This is a genomic window from Malikia spinosa (assembly GCF_002980625.1).
GTDB classification, from domain to species: domain Bacteria; phylum Pseudomonadota; class Gammaproteobacteria; order Burkholderiales; family Burkholderiaceae_C; genus Malikia; species Malikia spinosa.
The window spans coordinates 171,639-187,955 of the sequence record NZ_PVLR01000012.1; the positions used below are offsets into that span (position 1 = coordinate 171,639).

Annotated in this window: 18 protein-coding genes; 17 read left to right on the forward strand and 1 reads right to left on the reverse strand. The window is 67.6% G+C overall.

What is annotated here, in order from left to right; all coding sequences use genetic code 11:
• Genes C6P61_RS05210 through folK form a run of 3 tightly spaced genes read left to right on the forward strand, consistent with a single transcriptional unit; the run spans window position 1 to window position 2,767 of the window.
• Window positions 1-675, forward strand: a complete 675-nt coding sequence (locus C6P61_RS05210) for a histidinol-phosphatase (protein ID WP_105728863.1) — start codon at window positions 1-3, stop codon at window positions 673-675.
• Window positions 672-2,306 (forward strand): polynucleotide adenylyltransferase PcnB, encoded by a 1,635-nt coding sequence (gene pcnB, locus C6P61_RS05215; protein ID WP_105728864.1) that lies wholly within the window; start codon window positions 672-674, stop codon window positions 2,304-2,306. Before C6P61_RS05210 ends, pcnB begins: the two co-directional genes overlap by 4 nt.
• Window positions 2,303-2,767, forward strand: a complete 465-nt coding sequence (gene folK / locus C6P61_RS05220; protein WP_105728865.1) for a 2-amino-4-hydroxy-6-hydroxymethyldihydropteridine diphosphokinase — start codon at window positions 2,303-2,305, stop codon at window positions 2,765-2,767. The genes pcnB and folK overlap by 4 nt, the downstream gene beginning before the upstream one ends.
• 66 nt (window positions 2,768-2,833) lie before the next feature.
• On the opposite strand, the gene pdxH is transcribed toward folK, so the two are convergent.
• On the reverse strand, window positions 2,834-3,466 hold the full coding sequence (gene pdxH / locus C6P61_RS05225; protein ID WP_105728866.1) for a pyridoxamine 5'-phosphate oxidase: 633 nt from the start codon (window positions 3,464-3,466) through the stop codon (window positions 2,834-2,836).
• Window positions 3,467-3,546: 80 nt separating this feature from the next.
• Here pdxH and C6P61_RS05230 point away from each other — a divergent pair, with 80 nt between their 5' ends.
• The 14 genes from C6P61_RS05230 (at window position 3,547) to lepB (ending at window position 16,284) form a co-directional block, all read left to right on the forward strand.
• Complete coding sequence (locus C6P61_RS05230) at window positions 3,547-4,113, forward strand: YceD family protein (RefSeq protein ID WP_105728867.1); 567 nt, start codon at window positions 3,547-3,549, stop codon at window positions 4,111-4,113.
• 111 nt (window positions 4,114-4,224) lie between these two features.
• Window positions 4,225-4,407, forward strand: a complete 183-nt coding sequence (gene rpmF, locus C6P61_RS05235; RefSeq protein WP_105728868.1) for a 50S ribosomal protein L32 — start codon at window positions 4,225-4,227, stop codon at window positions 4,405-4,407.
• Window positions 4,408-4,508: 101 nt separating this feature from the next.
• On the forward strand, window positions 4,509-5,564 hold the full coding sequence (gene plsX / locus C6P61_RS05240) for a phosphate acyltransferase PlsX (protein ID WP_105728869.1): 1,056 nt from the start codon (window positions 4,509-4,511) through the stop codon (window positions 5,562-5,564).
• 41 nt (window positions 5,565-5,605) lie between these two features.
• On the forward strand, window positions 5,606-6,625 hold the full coding sequence (locus C6P61_RS05245) for a beta-ketoacyl-ACP synthase III (RefSeq protein WP_105728870.1): 1,020 nt from the start codon (window positions 5,606-5,608) through the stop codon (window positions 6,623-6,625).
• Window positions 6,626-6,656: 31 nt separating this feature from the next.
• Window positions 6,657-7,607: an ACP S-malonyltransferase gene (gene fabD, locus C6P61_RS05250; protein ID WP_105728871.1), complete on the forward strand. Its 951-nt coding sequence runs from the start codon at window positions 6,657-6,659 to the stop codon at window positions 7,605-7,607.
• A gap of 9 nt (window positions 7,608-7,616) precedes the next feature.
• Window positions 7,617-8,366, forward strand: coding sequence for a 3-oxoacyl-ACP reductase FabG (gene fabG, locus C6P61_RS05255; protein WP_105728872.1), 750 nt, complete (start codon window positions 7,617-7,619; stop codon window positions 8,364-8,366).
• 144 nt (window positions 8,367-8,510) lie between these two features.
• Complete coding sequence (acpP, locus tag C6P61_RS05260) at window positions 8,511-8,747, forward strand: acyl carrier protein (RefSeq protein WP_105728873.1); 237 nt, start codon at window positions 8,511-8,513, stop codon at window positions 8,745-8,747.
• Between the two features lie 6 nt (window positions 8,748-8,753).
• Window positions 8,754-9,998: a beta-ketoacyl-ACP synthase II gene (gene fabF, locus C6P61_RS05265; RefSeq protein ID WP_105728874.1), complete on the forward strand. Its 1,245-nt coding sequence runs from the start codon at window positions 8,754-8,756 to the stop codon at window positions 9,996-9,998.
• A gap of 14 nt (window positions 9,999-10,012) precedes the next feature.
• Entirely contained in the window at window positions 10,013-10,534 is a 522-nt protein-coding gene (locus C6P61_RS05270; protein WP_105728875.1) for a hypothetical protein, read from the forward strand.
• Between the two features lie 71 nt (window positions 10,535-10,605).
• On the forward strand, window positions 10,606-11,244 hold the full coding sequence (gene rpoE / locus C6P61_RS05275; RefSeq protein ID WP_105728876.1) for an RNA polymerase sigma factor RpoE: 639 nt from the start codon (window positions 10,606-10,608) through the stop codon (window positions 11,242-11,244).
• Between the two features lie 61 nt (window positions 11,245-11,305).
• Complete coding sequence (locus C6P61_RS05280; protein WP_170067323.1) at window positions 11,306-11,740, forward strand: sigma-E factor negative regulatory protein; 435 nt, start codon at window positions 11,306-11,308, stop codon at window positions 11,738-11,740.
• 119 nt (window positions 11,741-11,859) lie between these two features.
• Complete coding sequence (locus C6P61_RS05285; RefSeq protein ID WP_105728878.1) at window positions 11,860-13,359, forward strand: Do family serine endopeptidase; 1,500 nt, start codon at window positions 11,860-11,862, stop codon at window positions 13,357-13,359.
• 133 nt (window positions 13,360-13,492) lie between these two features.
• Window positions 13,493-15,304 carry a translation elongation factor 4 gene (gene lepA, locus C6P61_RS05290; protein WP_105728879.1) on the forward strand — a complete coding sequence of 604 codons (1,812 nt, stop codon included), beginning with the start codon at window positions 13,493-13,495 and terminating at the stop codon, window positions 15,302-15,304.
• Window positions 15,304-16,284 carry a signal peptidase I gene (gene lepB, locus C6P61_RS05295; protein WP_425319732.1) on the forward strand — a complete coding sequence of 327 codons (981 nt, stop codon included), beginning with the start codon at window positions 15,304-15,306 and terminating at the stop codon, window positions 16,282-16,284. The genes lepA and lepB overlap by 1 nt, the downstream gene beginning before the upstream one ends.
• Window positions 16,285-16,317: the final 33 nt, after the last annotated feature.

The window sequence follows — 16,317 nt, forward strand, 5'->3', positions numbered from 1 at the left end:
ATGAAACTGGCCCTCTTTGACCTGGACCACACGCTGCTGCCGATCGACTCGGACTATTCGTGGGGCCAGTTCACGACCCGCATCGGCTGGACCGATCCGGTCGAGTTCACCCGCCGCAACGACGAATTCTTCGCCCACTACCAGGCCGGCACGCTCGATGTGCACGACTATGTGCGTTTTGCGACCGAGGCGGTACGCGACCACAGCCCCGACCAGGCCGCTGCCGCGCACGAGCGCTTCATGGCCGAGGTGATCAGCCCGAACCTGCAGCCGCAGGCGCTCGAGCTGGTGCAGCGCCACCGCGACGCCGGTGACCAGGTGCTGATCATCACCGCGACCAACGAGTTCGTCACGCGTCCGATCGCCCAGGCCTTCGGCGTGACCGAGCTGATCGCGATCGAGCTCGAGCGCGGCCCGGATGGCTGGTACAGCGGCGAGATCCGCGGCACGCCATCGTTTCGCGAAGGTAAGGTCGCTCGCCTGCAGCAGTGGCTGGCCGCGCGCGGCCTGGGCTGGGACGACTGCGACATGACCTTCTATTCCGACTCGACCAACGACCTGCCGCTGCTCGAGCGCGCGCACCACCCCGTCGCCACCAATCCCGGTGCTGCCCTGCGCGAGATCGCGCAGCAGCGTGGCTGGCGCATCCTGGACCTGTTCCCCGAATCCGCATGATCAAGACCTTCATCGACAAGTTGCTGGGCAAGAGCGCCCCGGGCAAGGGCCCGAAATTCGGCAAGCGCGAGGATGTGCCGGCCACCGTGCACGGCATCGACCCCTCGCTGGTCGATGGCCGTGCGCTCGACGTGGTGCACACGCTCAAGAGCGCCGGCTTCGAGGCCTATGTCGTCGGTGGCGCGGTGCGCGACCTGCTGCTCGGCCTGCGACCGAAGGACTTCGACGTCGCGACCAACGCCACGCCCGAGCAGGTCAAGGGCCTGTTCCGACGCGCCTTCATCATCGGGCGGCGTTTTCGCATCGTGCACGTGGTCTACGGCCGCGGCCGCGAGCATGAGGTGATCGAGGTCTCGACCCTGCGCGCCCACCTCGACAGCGCCGATGCCGAGCAGGTCAGCGGCAACGAACGCAGCAGCAAGACCGCGCTGGCCGGCATGAAGCATGCGGTCGATGCCAGCGGCCGCGTGCTGCGTGACAACGTCTGGGGCCCGATCGAGCAGGATGCGGCGCGGCGCGACTTCACGATCAACGCGATGTACTACGACCCGGAGACCGAGACCGTGGTCGACTTCCACCACGGCATCCGCGACTCCAACAAGCGCGTGCTGCGCATGATCGGCGACCCGGCCGCACGCTACCGCGAGGACCCGGTCCGCATCATCCGCGCGGTGCGCTTTGCTGCCAAGCTCAGCGGCCTGGGCTTCCAGTTCGAGGCCAAGACCCGCGCCGCCATTGCGCCTTCGGTCGGCCTGCTGGCCGATGTGCCGCAGAGCCGCCTGTTCGACGAGATGCTCAAGCTGCTGCAGACCGGCCATGCGCTGGCCAGCGTCGAGCAGCTCAAGTCCACCGGGCTGGCCAAGGGCATCTATCCGCTGCTTGACCTGGTGGTCGAGCGTGCCGAGGACCCCTTCGTGCGCTCGGCGCTGCAAGACACCGACCGCCGTGTCGGCGAGGGCAAGCCGGTCGCGCCGAGCTTCCTGCTGGCCTGCGTGCTCTGGAGCGATGTGCGCGCGGGCTGGAACAAGCGCCAGAAATCCGGTCTGCCGGCCTTCCCGGCGCTACAGGAAGCGGTCGACGAGGTGTTCGAGTCGCGCATCGGCGATGTCTCGGGCCGCGGCAAGCTCGGTGCCGACATGCGCGAGATCTGGCTCATGCAGCCGCGCTTCGACAAGCGTACCGGCACCGCGCCGTTCTCACTGGCCGACCAGCCGCGTTTCCGCGCCGGCTTCGACTTCCTGCGCCTGCGGGCCCAGGTCGGCGAACTGCCCGAGGAAATCGCGCACTGGTGGGAGACCTTCAGCACCGCCAGCGATGCGGTGCGCTACGACATGGTCGACGCGATCCGCCTCGAGCAGCAGCGCGCCAAGCCCAAGTCGCGCGCCAAGACCGGTGACGCTCCGGCTGGACGCGTGTTCCGCCAACCGGCCGAAGGCCGTACCCTGCCGCCTTCCGGTGAGCAGGCTGAAGACAGCGCAGCGAACGAGCCGCCGCCGTTCGAGTCCGAATCGGGCGAGGCCGCGCCGGCCAAGAAGCGCCGCCGCCGTCGCAAGCCCAACAGCGGTGCTGGCGGTGCTGGCGGTGTGGCTGGGGCAGGGGGCGACGACGCCGGCTCCGGCCCGCAGCCATGAGCTCGGCTGTGCTGGCCCATGTCGCGCTGGGCGCCAACCTGGGCGACGCGCGCGCCACGGTGAGCGACGCGATCGCGGCGCTCGATCGGCTGCCGCAGACCCGGCTGCTGCGGGCGTCGGCGCTCTACCGCAGCGCGCCCTGGGAGGCCAGCGGCCCCGACTTCATCAACGCGGTGGCAGCGGTCGAGACCGGACTCGGCGCGCACGAGCTGCTGCGCGCCTTGCAGGCGCTCGAATTGCAGGCCGGGCGCGAGCGGCCCTACCGCAACGCGCCGCGCACGCTCGACCTCGACCTGCTGCTGTATGGCGATGCCGTTATCGACACGCCCGACCTGAGCGTGCCGCATCCGCGCCTGCGCGAGCGCGCCTTCGTGCTGCTGCCGCTGGCCGAGATTTCGCCGGCACTCGTCACGGCCGACGAGCTGCAGGCGGTTGCCGGTCAGGCCATCGAGCGGCTCTGATCCGCTGGACGGGCCGCTGTTGGGCGGCCCCGCGCCCCGGCGCGTTCTGGCGTAGGCGGTCCCCGCTCAGGGCGCCAGGCGCTCGCGCAGCCAGCCGTCGGCCTGCTGCTGGTAGCGCAGCCGGTCGTGGAGACGGCTCTTGCGGCCCTGCCAGAATTCCCAGCAGTCCGGCACCAGCCGGAAACCGCCCCAGTGCGGCGGGCGCGGCGGATTGAGCAGGAACTGGGCGCCGAACTTGGCCGCATTGGTCACCAGCAGCGTGCGGTTCGGAATCACCTGGCTCTGCGGGCTGGCCCAGGCGCCGATCCGGCTGTCGAGCGGACGGCTGTGGAAATACTCGTCGCTTTCCTCGGCGCTGACGCGCTCGACCCGGCCCTCGATGCGCACCACGCGCTCGAGCTCGACCCAGTGGAACTGCAGCGCGGCAAACGGGTTGCCGGCCAGCTCGCGGCCCTTGCGGCTGTCGTAGTTGGTGTACCAGACGATGCCGCGTGCGTCGTAGCCCTTGATCAGCACCACGCGCGTGCTCGGACGCAAGTTGCTGCCGACGGTCGCGACCGTCATCGCATTGGGTTCGGGGATCTCGCTCTTGATCGCTTCGTGCAGCCACTGGTCGAACTGCAGCATGGGGTCGGCGTGCGAGGCGTGTTCGTTGAGCTCGGCGCGCTCGTAGCTCTTGCGGATGTCGGCTATTTTCATGCTGCCAGTATAGGCAGCCCGGGCCGGGCGCGGCCGTAGAATCGACCCTCCTTGTCTCGAATGCCGTCATGACCGCTGCCATGCCCCCGACCACCCTCGACCTGCGCGCCAGCGCGCAGAAAGCCGAAACCCTGTCCGGCCAGGCGCTGCTGTCCGCCTTCGCTCGCCTGGCCGACGGCCTGCCCGAGCTCGATGTCGCTCCGGTGCGCTGGAGCGCGCAGGCCGAACTGCGCCAGCCCTTGGGCGACCTGGGCGCCGACCTCGGCCGCACCGAGCTGCCCGAGCCCCAGCTCTGGCTGCACCTGCAAGCCAGCGCCGAGCTGCCGCAAACCTGCCAACGCTGCCTGTCGCCCTACGCGCAGCCGGTCGAGGTCGACCGCTGGTTCCGCTTCGTCGCCGACGAGGCGGTGGCGCTGGCCGAGGACGACGAGTGCGAGGAAGACCTGCTGGCGCTCGAGCCACGCTTTGACCTGGCCGCGCTGATCGAGGACGAGCTGCTGCTGGCGCTGCCCCTGGTGCCGATGCACGAGGTCTGCCCGGTTCCGGTGCGCATGAGCGCGGGCGAACTGCCCGATCTGCCGGAGGAAAAGAAGCCCAATCCCTTCGCCGCACTGAGCGCGCTCAAGGGCCGTACAAGCGACCATTGACCGCCGGTCTGACAAGTCGCTATAATCCAGGGTTTCGCGCTGGCCTGAAAATCTATTTTCAAGGGGCTGGTGCAGCCATCCACCCATTTGATTTTTCGATAGGAGCCGATCATGGCCGTCCAGCAAAACAAAAAGTCCCCTTCCAAGCGCGGTATGCACCGTTCGCACAATGCCCTGAACGTGCCGGGCATCGCTGTGGAAGCCACCACCGGTGAAGTGCACCTGCGTCACCACATCAGCCCGAACGGTTTCTACCGTGGCCGCCAGGTCCTGAAGAACAAGTCCGAGGCCTGATCGGCGCTGACGCGCCATCGCCCTCGCACAGTTTGTTCGAGGCAAAGCCCGCATCACTGCGGGCTTTTTTTATCCTGTTGCTGCCACTTGAGGACGCTGGAATGATCACCATCGCGGTCGATTGCATGGGCGGAGACTACGGCCCCGCAGTCACCTTGCCGGCCTGTGCCGCCTTTCTCGCTTCTCACCCCGACGCCCATCTGCTGCTGGTCGGCCTGCCCGAGGCCATGGCCAAGCTGCCGGCCTCGATCGACCGGGCCCGGATCCAGGTCATCGCGGCCAGCGAGGTCGTCACGATGGACGATCCGCTCGAAGTCGCGCTGCGTCGCAAGCGCGACTCGTCGATGCGCGTCGCGATCAACCAGGTCAAGGACGGCGCCGCCCAGGCCGCCGTCTCGGCCGGCAATACCGGCGCGCTGATGGCGATCGCGCGCTTCGTGCTCAAGACGCTCGACGGCATCGACCGGCCCGCGATCGCTGGCCAGATGCCCAATGTCACCGGCGGCGCGACCACCATGCTCGACCTCGGCGCCAACGTCGATTGCAGCGCCGAGCACCTGTTGCAGTTCGCCGTCATGGGCTCGGCCCTGGTGGTCGCGGTCAGCGGCAAGGAGTCGCCCACGGTCGGTCTGCTCAACATCGGCGAGGAAGCGATCAAGGGCAACGAGGTCATCAAGCAGGCCGGCGCCTTGCTGCGCGCCGCCGCCGCCAACGGCGACCTCAACTTCAAGGGCAACGTCGAGGGCAACGACATCTTCAAGGGCGTGGTCGACCTGGTGGTCTGTGACGGCTTCGTCGGCAACGTCGCGCTCAAGAGCAGCGAGGGCCTGGCCAGCATGGTCAGCACCCTGATCAAGCAGGCGTTCGGGCGCAACATCCTGACGAAAATGGCCGCCATCGTGGCCTATCCGGTGCTATCGGCGTTCAAGAAACGGGTCGATCACCGGCGCTACAACGGCGCGGCGCTGCTTGGCCTGCGCGGCCTGGTGTTCAAGAGCCACGGCTCGGCCGACGCCTTCGCCTTCGAGCAGGCGCTGGTGCGCGCGTATGATGCAGCCCACAACCAGTTGCTCGACAACGTGCGGGCGCGCATCGCCCATGCGGCGCCGCTGATGGCGGCCAAGGGCGCAGCCGCCTTGTCGGCGACCCCAGCCTGAGACGCTGCTGGCGTTCAGGGCCAGACCAACCCAGACCGAACATGAGACGCTATTCCCGCATTTCCGGTACCGGTAGCTACCTGCCGCCACGCCGACTGACGAACGCCGACATGGTCGGCCTGCTGGCCGAACGCGGCATCGAGACCAGCGATGACTGGATCGTCGACCGCACCGGCATCCGAGCCCGCCATTACGCCGACGACGGTGTCAATGCCAGCGATCTCGGCCTGCAGGCCAGCCTGAAGGCGATCGAGGCCGCCGGCTGCCAGATCGGTGACATCGACCTTATCATCGTCGCGACTTCCACGCCGGACATGGTCTTTCCCTCGACCGCCTCGATCCTGCAGCGTAAGCTGACCGAGTCGGCGCAGGCGTCGGGCCAGCCCGGTGCGGCCGGTGGCGCCGCCTTCGACGTGCAGGCGGTCTGCAGCGGCTTCATCTACGCGCTGACGATTGCCGACGCCATGATCCAGACCGGTGCCGCGACGCGCGCGCTGGTGGTCGGCGCCGAGGTGTTCTCGCGCATCCTCGACTTCAATGACCGCACCACCTGCGTGCTGTTTGGCGATGGTGCCGGTGCCGTGGTGCTCGAAGCCGTCGAGCATGACGGCAGCGGCCCGGCCGTGCTGGCCAGCGACATCCACGCCGACGGCCGCCACACCGGCATCCTGTGCGTGCCGGGCACGGTCAGCGGTGGCCAGGTGCTGGGCGATCCGCTGCTCAAGATGGACGGCCAGGCCGTGTTCAAGCTCGCGGTCGGCCTGCTCGAGAGCGCCGCCAAGGCCGCGCTGGCCAAGGCCGGCATGACCGAGCCCGACGTCGACTGGCTGGTGCCGCACCAGGCCAATATCCGCATCATCCAGAGCACGGCGCGCAAGCTCAAGCTGTCGATGGACAAGGTGATCGTGACGGTCGACCAGCATGGCAACACCTCGGCCGCCTCGATCCCGCTCGCGCTCGACGAGGGCGTGCGCAGCGGCCGCATCCAGCCGGGCCAGACCGCGATGCTCGAAGGGGTGGGCGGTGGCTTCACCTGGGGCGCGGTGCTGCTGCGTCTGTGATTCCCAAGACAAGACAGTTCAGAAAGCAAACATGAGCCACTTCGCATTCGTTTTTCCGGGCCAGGGTTCCCAGTCGGTCGGCATGCTCGACGCCTGGGGCGACCATCCGGTCCTGCTCGAAACGCTCAAGGAAGCCTCCGACGCGCTCGGCGAAGACATCGGCCGCCTGATCCACCAAGGTCCCAAGGAAGCGCTGGCACTGACCACCAACACCCAGCCGGTGATGCTGGTCGGCGCAGTCGCGGCCTGGCGCATCTGGCTGGCCGAGGGCGGTGCGCTGCCGGCCGCGGTCGCCGGCCACTCGCTGGGCGAGTATTCGGCCCTGGTCGCTGCCGGTTCGCTGACGCTGGCCCAGGCCGCACCGCTGGTGCGCTTCCGTGCCCAGGCGATGCAGGACGCAGTGCCGGTCGGTGTCGGCGCCATGGCCGCCATCCTGGGCCTGGACCCCGAGGCGGTCAAACTCGGCTGCGCCGAGGCGCAGGCCCTGTTCGCGGCTGACAGCGGGGAAGTGGTCGAGGCGGTCAACTTCAACGACGCGGCGCAGACCGTGATCGCCGGCAGCAAGGCCGCGGTCGACAAGGCCTGCGAGGTCCTGAAGGCCAAGGGCGCCAAGCGCGCGCTGCCGCTGCCGGTGTCGGCGCCGTTCCATTCCAGCCTGATGAAGCCGGCGGCCGAACGCCTGCAGCAGAAGCTGGCCGAGACCGCCTTCGCCCTGCCGCAGATCCCGGTGCTCAACAACATCGACGTCGAGGTCGAGACCGAGGTCGATCGCATCCGCGACGCGCTGTATCGCCAGGCCTTCGGCCCGGTGCGCTGGGTCGAGAGCGTGCGCGCACTCAAGGCCCGCGGCATCAGCCACATCATCGAATGCGGCCCCGGCAAGGCGCTGACCGGCATGGTCAAGCGCATCGACGCCGAGCTGGTCGCCGCCGCCATCAACGACCCGGCCTCGCTGGCCGAAGTCAAGGCCCTGCTGGCCTGAAGGAAACCCATGTCTGACAACCAAACCCCCGCCCAGGTCGCACTGGTCACTGGCGCCTCGCGCGGCATCGGCGCAGCGATCGCGCTCGAACTGGCCCGCCAGGGCTATCAGGTCATCGGCACCGCCACCTCGGACGACGGCTCAAGCAAGATCAGCGCCGCCCTGTCGGCCTTTGCCGGCTGCCGTGGCGCCAAGCTCGACGTCAACGATGTTGCCGCCGGCGAGGCCCTGATCGACACCATCGTCAAGGAGCAGGGCGGCCTGCAGGTGCTGGTCAACAACGCCGGCATCACGCGCGACACCCTGGCCATGCGCCTGAAGGACGAGGACTGGGACGCAGTGCTCGACACCAACCTCAAGGCCGTGTTCCGCATGAGCCGGGCCGCGATCCGTCCGATGATGAAGCAGCGCTACGGCCGCATCATCAGCATCACCAGCGTGGTCGGTGCTTCCGGCAATGCCGGCCAGGCCAACTACGCCGCTGCCAAGGCTGGCGTCGCCGGCATGACGCGCGCACTGGCGCGCGAGCTCGGCAGCCGCAAGATCACGGTCAACTGCGTGGCGCCCGGCTTCATCGAGACCGACATGACCGGCTCGCTGCCCGAGGCCCAGCAGCAGGCGCTGCTGAGCCAGATTCCGCTCGGACATCTGGGCAAGCCGGCCGATGTCGCCTACGCCGTGTCCTTCCTCGCCAGCCCGCGCGCGGGCTACCTGACCGGCCAGGAACTGCATGTCAACGGCGGCATGTTCATGGCCTGATCGGGGCCAGGCCTCCGAATCGGATAACATCGGCCCCGGCTAGCCGCCAGGGGCTGGATCGCGGTCAGCGACGCAGTTTCCGGACTGGCGAAGCCGGCCCGGCTAAAATGGCGGCACAGTTTTCAACCACCCTCAGAGGGAAATATGAGCGATATCGAAGCACGCGTGAAGAAAATCATTGCCGAACAACTCGGCGTGGAAGAGTCCCAGGTCACCAACGAGAAGTCCTTCGTGGCCGATCTGGGTGCTGACTCCCTCGATACCGTGGAACTGGTCATGGCCCTGGAAGATGCCTTCAGCATCGAAATTCCGGACGAAGACGCCGAGAAGATCACCACGGTCCAGAACGCCATCGACTACGCAGTCGCCAACCAGAAGTAAGCATCCATGAGCCGCCGCCGTGTCGTTGTGACCGGTCTGGGCTGCCTCACCCCCGTGGGTAACACGGTGGAGACGGCCTGGGCCAACCTGCTCGCTGGTCAGTCCGGCATCGATCTGATTACCAAGTTCGATGCCAGCAACTTTGCCTGCAAGATCGCAGGTGAGGTCAAGGGCTTTGACCTGGAGTCCTACATCAGCGCCAAGGAAGCGCGGACCATGGACAGCTTCATCCATTACGGCATCGTTGCGGCAGCCCAAGCCGTCGCCGATGCTGGTCTGCCTACGGGCGACGCGCTGGGTGAGGAAGAAGCCACACGCATCGGTTGCGTGATCGGCTCGGGTATCGGCGGCTTGCCCCTGATCGAGAACACCCGTGACGAACTGGTGAGCCGCGGCCCGCGCCGCATCTCGCCTTTCTTTGTGCCGGCCTCGATCATCAACATGATCGCGGGCCATGTGTCCATGCGTTTCGGCTTCAAGGGGCCGAACCTCGCCGTGGTCACCGCCTGCACCACCGGCCTGCACTGCATCGGTGAAGCCGGTCGCATGATCGAATACGGCGACGCCGACGTGGTCGTCGCCGGTGGCTCCGAAGCCACCGTCTCGCCGCTGGGCGTGGGCGGCTTCGCTGCCATGCGTGCCCTGTCGACCCGCAACGACGACCCCAAGACCGCGTCCCGTCCCTGGGACAAGGACCGCGACGGCTTCGTGCTGGGCGAGGGTGCCGGCGTGATGGTGCTCGAGGAATACGAGCATGCCAAGGCGCGTGGCGCCAAGATCTACGCCGAACTGTCGGGCTACGGCATGAGTGCCGATGCCGGCCACATGACGGCGCCGAGCATGGACGGCCCGCGTCGCGCCATGCTCAACGCGCTGCGCAATGCCGGTGTCAATGCCGACCAGATCAACTACCTGAACGCGCACGGCACCTCGACCCCGCTGGGCGACATCAACGAGACCAAGGCGATCAAGGCCGCGCTGGGTGACCATGCCCGCAAGGTCGTCGTCAACTCGACCAAGTCGATGACCGGTCACCTGCTCGGTGGTGCTGGCGGCATCGAGAGCATCTTCACGGTGCTGGCGCTGCATCACCAGATCAGCCCGCCGACCATGAACATCTTCAACCAGGACCCCGAGTGCGACCTGGACTACTGCGCCAACCAGGCGCGCGAGATGAAGATCGACGTGGCGCTGAAGAACAACTTCGGTTTCGGCGGTACCAACGGTTCCCTGGTGTTCAAGCGCGTCTGATCCCGCTCTGAGCCATGCACAGCGCCCCTTCGGTGGAATACCCGGCGGGGCGTTCTGCTTTCCAGGGCCGCTTCGAGCAGGTGCTCGCGCTGGCCTGGGTCGCCATGCAGCTGGCCTGGTGGCAATCGCTGCGCGGCGCCGCCTTGCCCGGTGCCTGGTGGTTCTCGGGCCTGCTCGGGTTGGGGCTCTGGGGCTTCGCGCGCTGGCGCTCGCGCCAGCCAGTCGCCGGCCGGCTGTGCTGGGAGCCCACACGGGCTCCTGCCGGCGCCCAGGCTGCGCCGCTGCCAGGTCAGGCTGGCCTGCCAGGCCGCTGGATCTGGCGCAGCGAGGCTTATCGCCACGGCACCGAGCTGGCCGGGCTCTACTGGGCGCTCGACCTGCAGGGCCGGGTGCTGCTGCGGCTCAACAATGCCGCCGGCCTGGGCTGGTGGGTCTGGCTCGAGCGCGACAGCGCACCCGCCGACTGGCAGGCGCTGCGGGTCGCCCTGGTGGCCTGGCGCGAGGCACAGCGCCGGCCCGCACGGCAGGGCGCATGAGCCGCCCCGCATGAACCAGCCCGCATTGATGCGGCTTGCACCCAGGCGGCGGGACGGATAGAGTCGGTTCAATGCTTGCAGGTTCCTCCCATACTTCTTCCGCGCACAGCGACTGGCTGCTGGTGCAGCGCACGCTGGCCGGCGAGATGCGGGCCTTCGAGCTGCTGGTGCTCAAATACCAGTGCCGGGTCGAGCGCCTGATCGGGCGCCTGGTGCGCGACCCCGGCCTGATCGAGGACCTCGCGCAGGAGACCTTCATCCGCGCCTACCGCGCGCTGGGCCGCTTCCGTGGCGAATCGGCCTTCTACACCTGGCTCTATCGGATCGCTGTGAATACCGCCAAGCGCCAGCTCGCCGAGCTCAGGCGCGACCCGGTGCTCAGCATGAGTTCGCTCGAATCCGCTGACGAGGATGAAACTTCTGGCGCCACGCGTGAACTAATGCTGCAGGCGATCGATGACGCGACCCCGGAAGCCCTGCTGGCGAGCAAGGAAATCGCGCAGGCGGTCAATGCGGCGATGGAGGCCCTGCCAGCCGAGCTGTGCCAGGCCATCACGTTGCGCGAAATCGATGGCCTGAGCTACGAGGCGATCGCGCGCCAGCTCGACTGTCCGATCGGCACGGTCCGGTCGCGGATCTTTCGTGCCCGCGAGGCGATTTCGGCCCGCATCAAGCCGCTGCTGGAGCGCCAGGGCGGCAAGCGCTGGTAATTTGGCCAGCCCTTGTTTTTCATTTGTGTCACCCATGAACCCGCCTCAGAACCTAGACGCCATGCCGACACCATCTGCCGACGGGCGCGAGTCCCTGTCCGCCCTGGTCGACGGCGAGTGCCGGCCCGATGAGCTTGCGGTACTGCTGCAGGCCGGCCCGCAGCGCCAGGCGCTGGACGCGGCCTGGACCTCCTATCTGGCCGTCGGTGCTGCCTTGCGCCAGTCTGCCGGCGACGACGTGCGCCCGCCCTCGACCGACTTTGCTGCCGCCGTGATGGCCCGGCTCGCCACCGAGGCCTTGCCCGGCGTGGGCGAGGTGGCCGAGATGCCGCCGCAGGTCAGGGCGCGCGCGGCCGCCAATGACGAGAGCTGGCGCTGGAAATGGGTCGCGGGCCTGGCCGCCTGCGCCGCAGTTGCCGCCTTTGGCTGGCAGTTGCTGGACCAGGAAGTGGCAGCCGGCCCCGAGCTGGCCAAGTCGCAGCCAGTGACCCGCTAGGGCTGGGTCTTGAGCCCTGAGCCTGCGCCTTCTTGCGGCCGGGTCCTGGAGCCAGGCCTTGATCTGTCCAGGTGGCGCCCTCATCTGAAAGCGGTCATCGCTACTCTGGAGAGCTGTACATGCCGATTTCTCAATCGCTGGTCCGCCGCCTGAAATCCGGCACCCTGTTGCTGGGTGCCGCCTTCACCACGGCGACTGTCCTCTGGCAGCCGGGCCTGAGCCTGGCCCAGCCCACGAGCGCGCCTGCCGTCACCGGTTCTGCGGCACCGCGCGGACTGCCCGATTTCGCCGACCTGGCCGAGCAGGTCGGCCCTTCGGTGGTCAATATCCGGACCACCGAGAAAGTCGTGCCAGGCCAGGCCGGCAGCCAGGAAGAGCAGATGCTCGAGTTCTTCCGCCGCTTCGGCCTGCCGGTGCCGCCCGGCGCCAGCCCGCGCGGTCCGCGGCAGAATCCGGCCCCCGAGGAGCGCCCGCGCGGCGTCGGTTCGGGCTTCGTGCTGAGCTCTGATGGCACCATCATGACCAACGCCCATGTGGTCGAAGGCGCCGAGGAGGTCATCGTGACGCTGACCGACAAGCGCGAGTTCAAGGCCAAGGTCATCGGCGCCGACAAGCGCAGCGATGTCGCGGTGGTCAAAATCGAGGCGCGCGGCCTGCAGCCGGTCAGGATCGGCGACATCGGCCGCCTGCGCGTCGGTGAGTGGGTGATGGCGATCGGCTCGCCGTTCGGGCTCGAGAGCACGGTCACCGCCGGCATCGTCAGCGCCAAGCAGCGCGAGACTGGCGACTACCTGCCCTTCATTCAGACCGATGTCGCGATCAACCCCGGCAACTCGGGCGGGCCGCTGATCAACCTGCGCGGCGAGGTGGTCGGCATCAACAGCCAGATCTACTCGCGCTCGGGCGGCTTCCAGGGCATCTCGTTCGCGATCCCGATCGACGAGGCGGTGCGCGTGTCGGACCAGTTGCGCGCCAGTGGCAAGGTCACGCGCGGGCGCATCGGCGTCTCGATTGCCGGCGTCGACCCGGACATCGCCGAATCGCTCGGCTTGAAGAAGGCCGAGGGTGCGCTGGTGCGCGGCGTCGAGGAAGGCTCGCCGGCGGCCAAGGCCGGTGTTGAGGCCGGCGACATCATCGTCAAGTTCGATGGCAAGGCGGTCGAGAAATCGGCCGACCTGCCGCGCCTGGTCGGCAACACCAAGCCTGGCGCCAAGGTCGGCCTGACGGTCTGGCGCCGCGGCGCCTACAAGGAGCTGCGCCTGACCGTGGTCGCGCTCGAGGAGGAAAAGGTTGCCAAGGCGGCGGGTGCTGAGAAACCGTCGGCCAAGTCCTCGGGCGCGGCGCAGGCGCTCGGTCTGGCGCTGCGCGAGCTCGACGCCGAGGAGCGCGCCGCGCTCAAGCTGCGCGGCGGCCTGGTCGTGGTCGATGCCGCTGGCGCCGCCGCGCGCGCCGGCTTGTCCGACGGCGACGTGATCCTGGCGGTCGCGAACCGCGAAATCCTGGGTCTGAAGGACTTCGAGGCCGCGTTGGCTGGCCTCGACAAGGGGCGTGCCGTCAACCTGCTGGTGCGCCGTGGCGACTGGGTCCAGTACTTCGTAATCAGGCCGAATTCGCGTTGAACGGGCTTTTGCCTACAATCGAGCCTTAGCTTCTGTATAGCCAGACTCCGGCTCTGGGCGCGTCAATTCCTGGCGCGCCTGTTTTTTTGTTGGGCAGCCTGCCCGCCCCGCTGGACAAGTCCGACCGCCCGCGATGAACCACATTCGAAATTTCTCCATCATTGCCCACATCGACCACGGCAAGTCCACCCTGGCCGATCGACTGATCTCGCGCTGCGGGGGGCTGAGCGACCGCGAAATGAGCGAGCAGGTGCTCGACTCGATGGACCTCGAGAAGGAGCGCGGCATCACGATCAAGGCCCAGACTGCCGCGCTGCAGTACAAGGCCCGCGATGGCCAGATCTACAACCTGAACCTGATCGACACCCCCGGCCACGTCGACTTCTCCTACGAAGTCAGCCGCTCGCTGTCGGCCTGTGAAGGCGCGCTGCTGGTGGTCGATGCGTCCCAGGGCGTGGAAGCCCAGACCGTGGCCAACTGCTACACCGCGCTCGACCTCGGCGTGCATGTGCTGCCGGTGCTCAACAAGATGGATCTGCCCAACGCCGATCCCGACAACGCCCGCGCCGAGATCGAGGACGTGATCGGCATCGACGCGACCGACGCGATCCCCTGTTCGGCCAAGACCGGCATGGGCATCGACGAGATCCTCGAGCTGGTCGTGGCCCAGGTGCCGCCGCCCAAGGGCAACCCGGACGGCCCGCTGCGCGCGATGATCGTCGACAGCTGGTTTGACGCCTATGTCGGCGTCGTGATGCTGGTGCGCGTGGTCGACGGTACGCTGAACCGCGGCGACAAGATCAAGCTGATGGCGACCGAGGCGCTCTACAACGCCGAAAAGCTCGGCGTCTTCACGCCGCACAACGAGCCGCGTCCGGCGCTCAGGGCGGGCGAGGTCGGCTACATCATCGCCGGCATCAAGGAGCTGACGGCGGCCAAGGTCGGCGACACCATCACCGCCATCAAGACCAGCAGCGGCGCCAACCTGCCGTTCGCGACCGAGGCGCTGCCGGGCTTCAAGGAAGTCCAGCCCCAGGTGTTCGCCGGCCTGTACCCGACCGAGGCCAGCGAATACGACTCGCTGCGCGACGCGCTCGAGAAGCTGCAGCTCAACGACGCGGCGCTGCGCTACGAGCCCGAGGTGTCGCAGGCGCTGGGCTTCGGTTTCCGCTGCGGCTTCCTGGGCCTGCTGCACATGGAGATCGTGCAGGAGCGCCTCGAGCGCGAGTTCGACCAGGACCTGATCACGACCGCGCCGAGCGTGGTCTACCAGGTCGCCAAGGGCGACGGCGAGATCATCATGGTCGAGAACCCGTCCAAGATGCCCGACCAGGGCCGGATCCAGGAGATCCGCGAGCCGATCGTCACGGTCCACCTCTACATGCCGCAGGAATATGTCGGCGCCGTCATGACGCTGGCGAACCAGAAGCGCGGCGTGCAGATGAACATGGCCTACCACGGCAAGCAGGTCATGCTGACCTACGAACTGCCGCTGGGCGAGATCGTGCTCGACTTCTTCGACAAGCTGAAATCCGTCAGCCGCGGCTACGCCTCGATGGACTACGAGTTCAAGGAGTACCGCGCCTCCGACGTGGTCAAGGTCGACATCCTGCTCAACGGCGAGAAGGTCGATGCGCTGTCGATCATCGTCCACCGCAGCCAGTCGGCCTACCGCGCCCGCGCCGTGGTCGCCAAGATGCGCGAGATCATCAGCCGCCAGCAGTTCGACGTCGCGATCCAGGCCGCCATCGGCGCCAACATCATCGCGCGCGAGACCGTCAAGGCGCTGCGCAAGAACGTGCTGGCCAAGTGCTATGGTGGCGACATCAGCCGCAAGAAGAAGCTGCTCGAGAAGCAGAAGGCCGGCAAGAAGCGCATGAAGCAGATCGGCTCGGTCGAGGTGCCGCAGGAAGCCTTCCTGGCCATCCTGCAGGTGGAGGAATGATGAGCGACGACAAGATGGCGACGCTGACCGGCATCCTGCTGGCGGCTTTCGGCGGCTATGGCCTGGCCTGGTACCTGGGTCTGGCCGAGGGCAACTTCGCGTTGCTGCTGTTCCTGGTCACGGTCGTGACCGGCATCTACTGGGTGGCCGAGAAGCGGATCTTCCTGCCGCGCCGCCGCGCCGCCGCCGAGCAACTGGTGGCCGAACAGGCGCGTCGCAGCGCCGAGCTCGAGCGCATGGGCGTCAAGGCCGACAGCATCGACATCGCCGATGCGCAGCACAAGCTGCTGGCCCAGCCCTGGTGGTTGGACTGGACCGCCGGCCTGTTCCCGGTGATCGTGGTGGTGTTCCTGCTGCGCAGCTTCCTGTTCGAGCCGTTCAAGATTCCCTCGGGCTCGATGATTCCGACCCTGCGCGTGGGCGACCTGATCCTGGTCAACAAGTTCCATTACGGCGTGCGCCTGCCGGTGCTCCACACCAAGGTGCTGGCCAACAACGAGCCGCAGCGCGGCGACGTGATGGTGTTCCGCTACCCGCCGCAGCCCAGCCTGGACTACATCAAGCGCGTGGTGGGTGTGCCGGGCGACGAGGTGGCCTACCTGAACAAGCGCCTGACCGTCAACGGCCAGCCCGTTCCCACCGCCAGCGCGCCCGAGTTCTTCGACTCCGACTCGATGCGCTATGCCCGTCAGTTCGAGGAGCGCCATGGTGGCAAGACCTACCACACGCTCAACGACGACGAGCGTCCGGCCTTCATCCCCGGCGCCAGCGACTTCCCGTACAAGGACCAATGCCGCTACAGCGTCGAGGGCGTGGTCTGCAAGGTGCCGGCCGGCCACTATTTCATGATGGGCGACAATCGCGACAATTCGCTCGACTCGCGCTACTGGGGCTTCGTGCCCGAGGCCAACATCGTTGGCAAGGCCTTCTTCGTCTGGATGAATTTCGGCGACCTGGGCCGCATCGGCGCCTTCGAGTGATGGGCAATCCGCCCGCCAGCCATTAAGATGCGG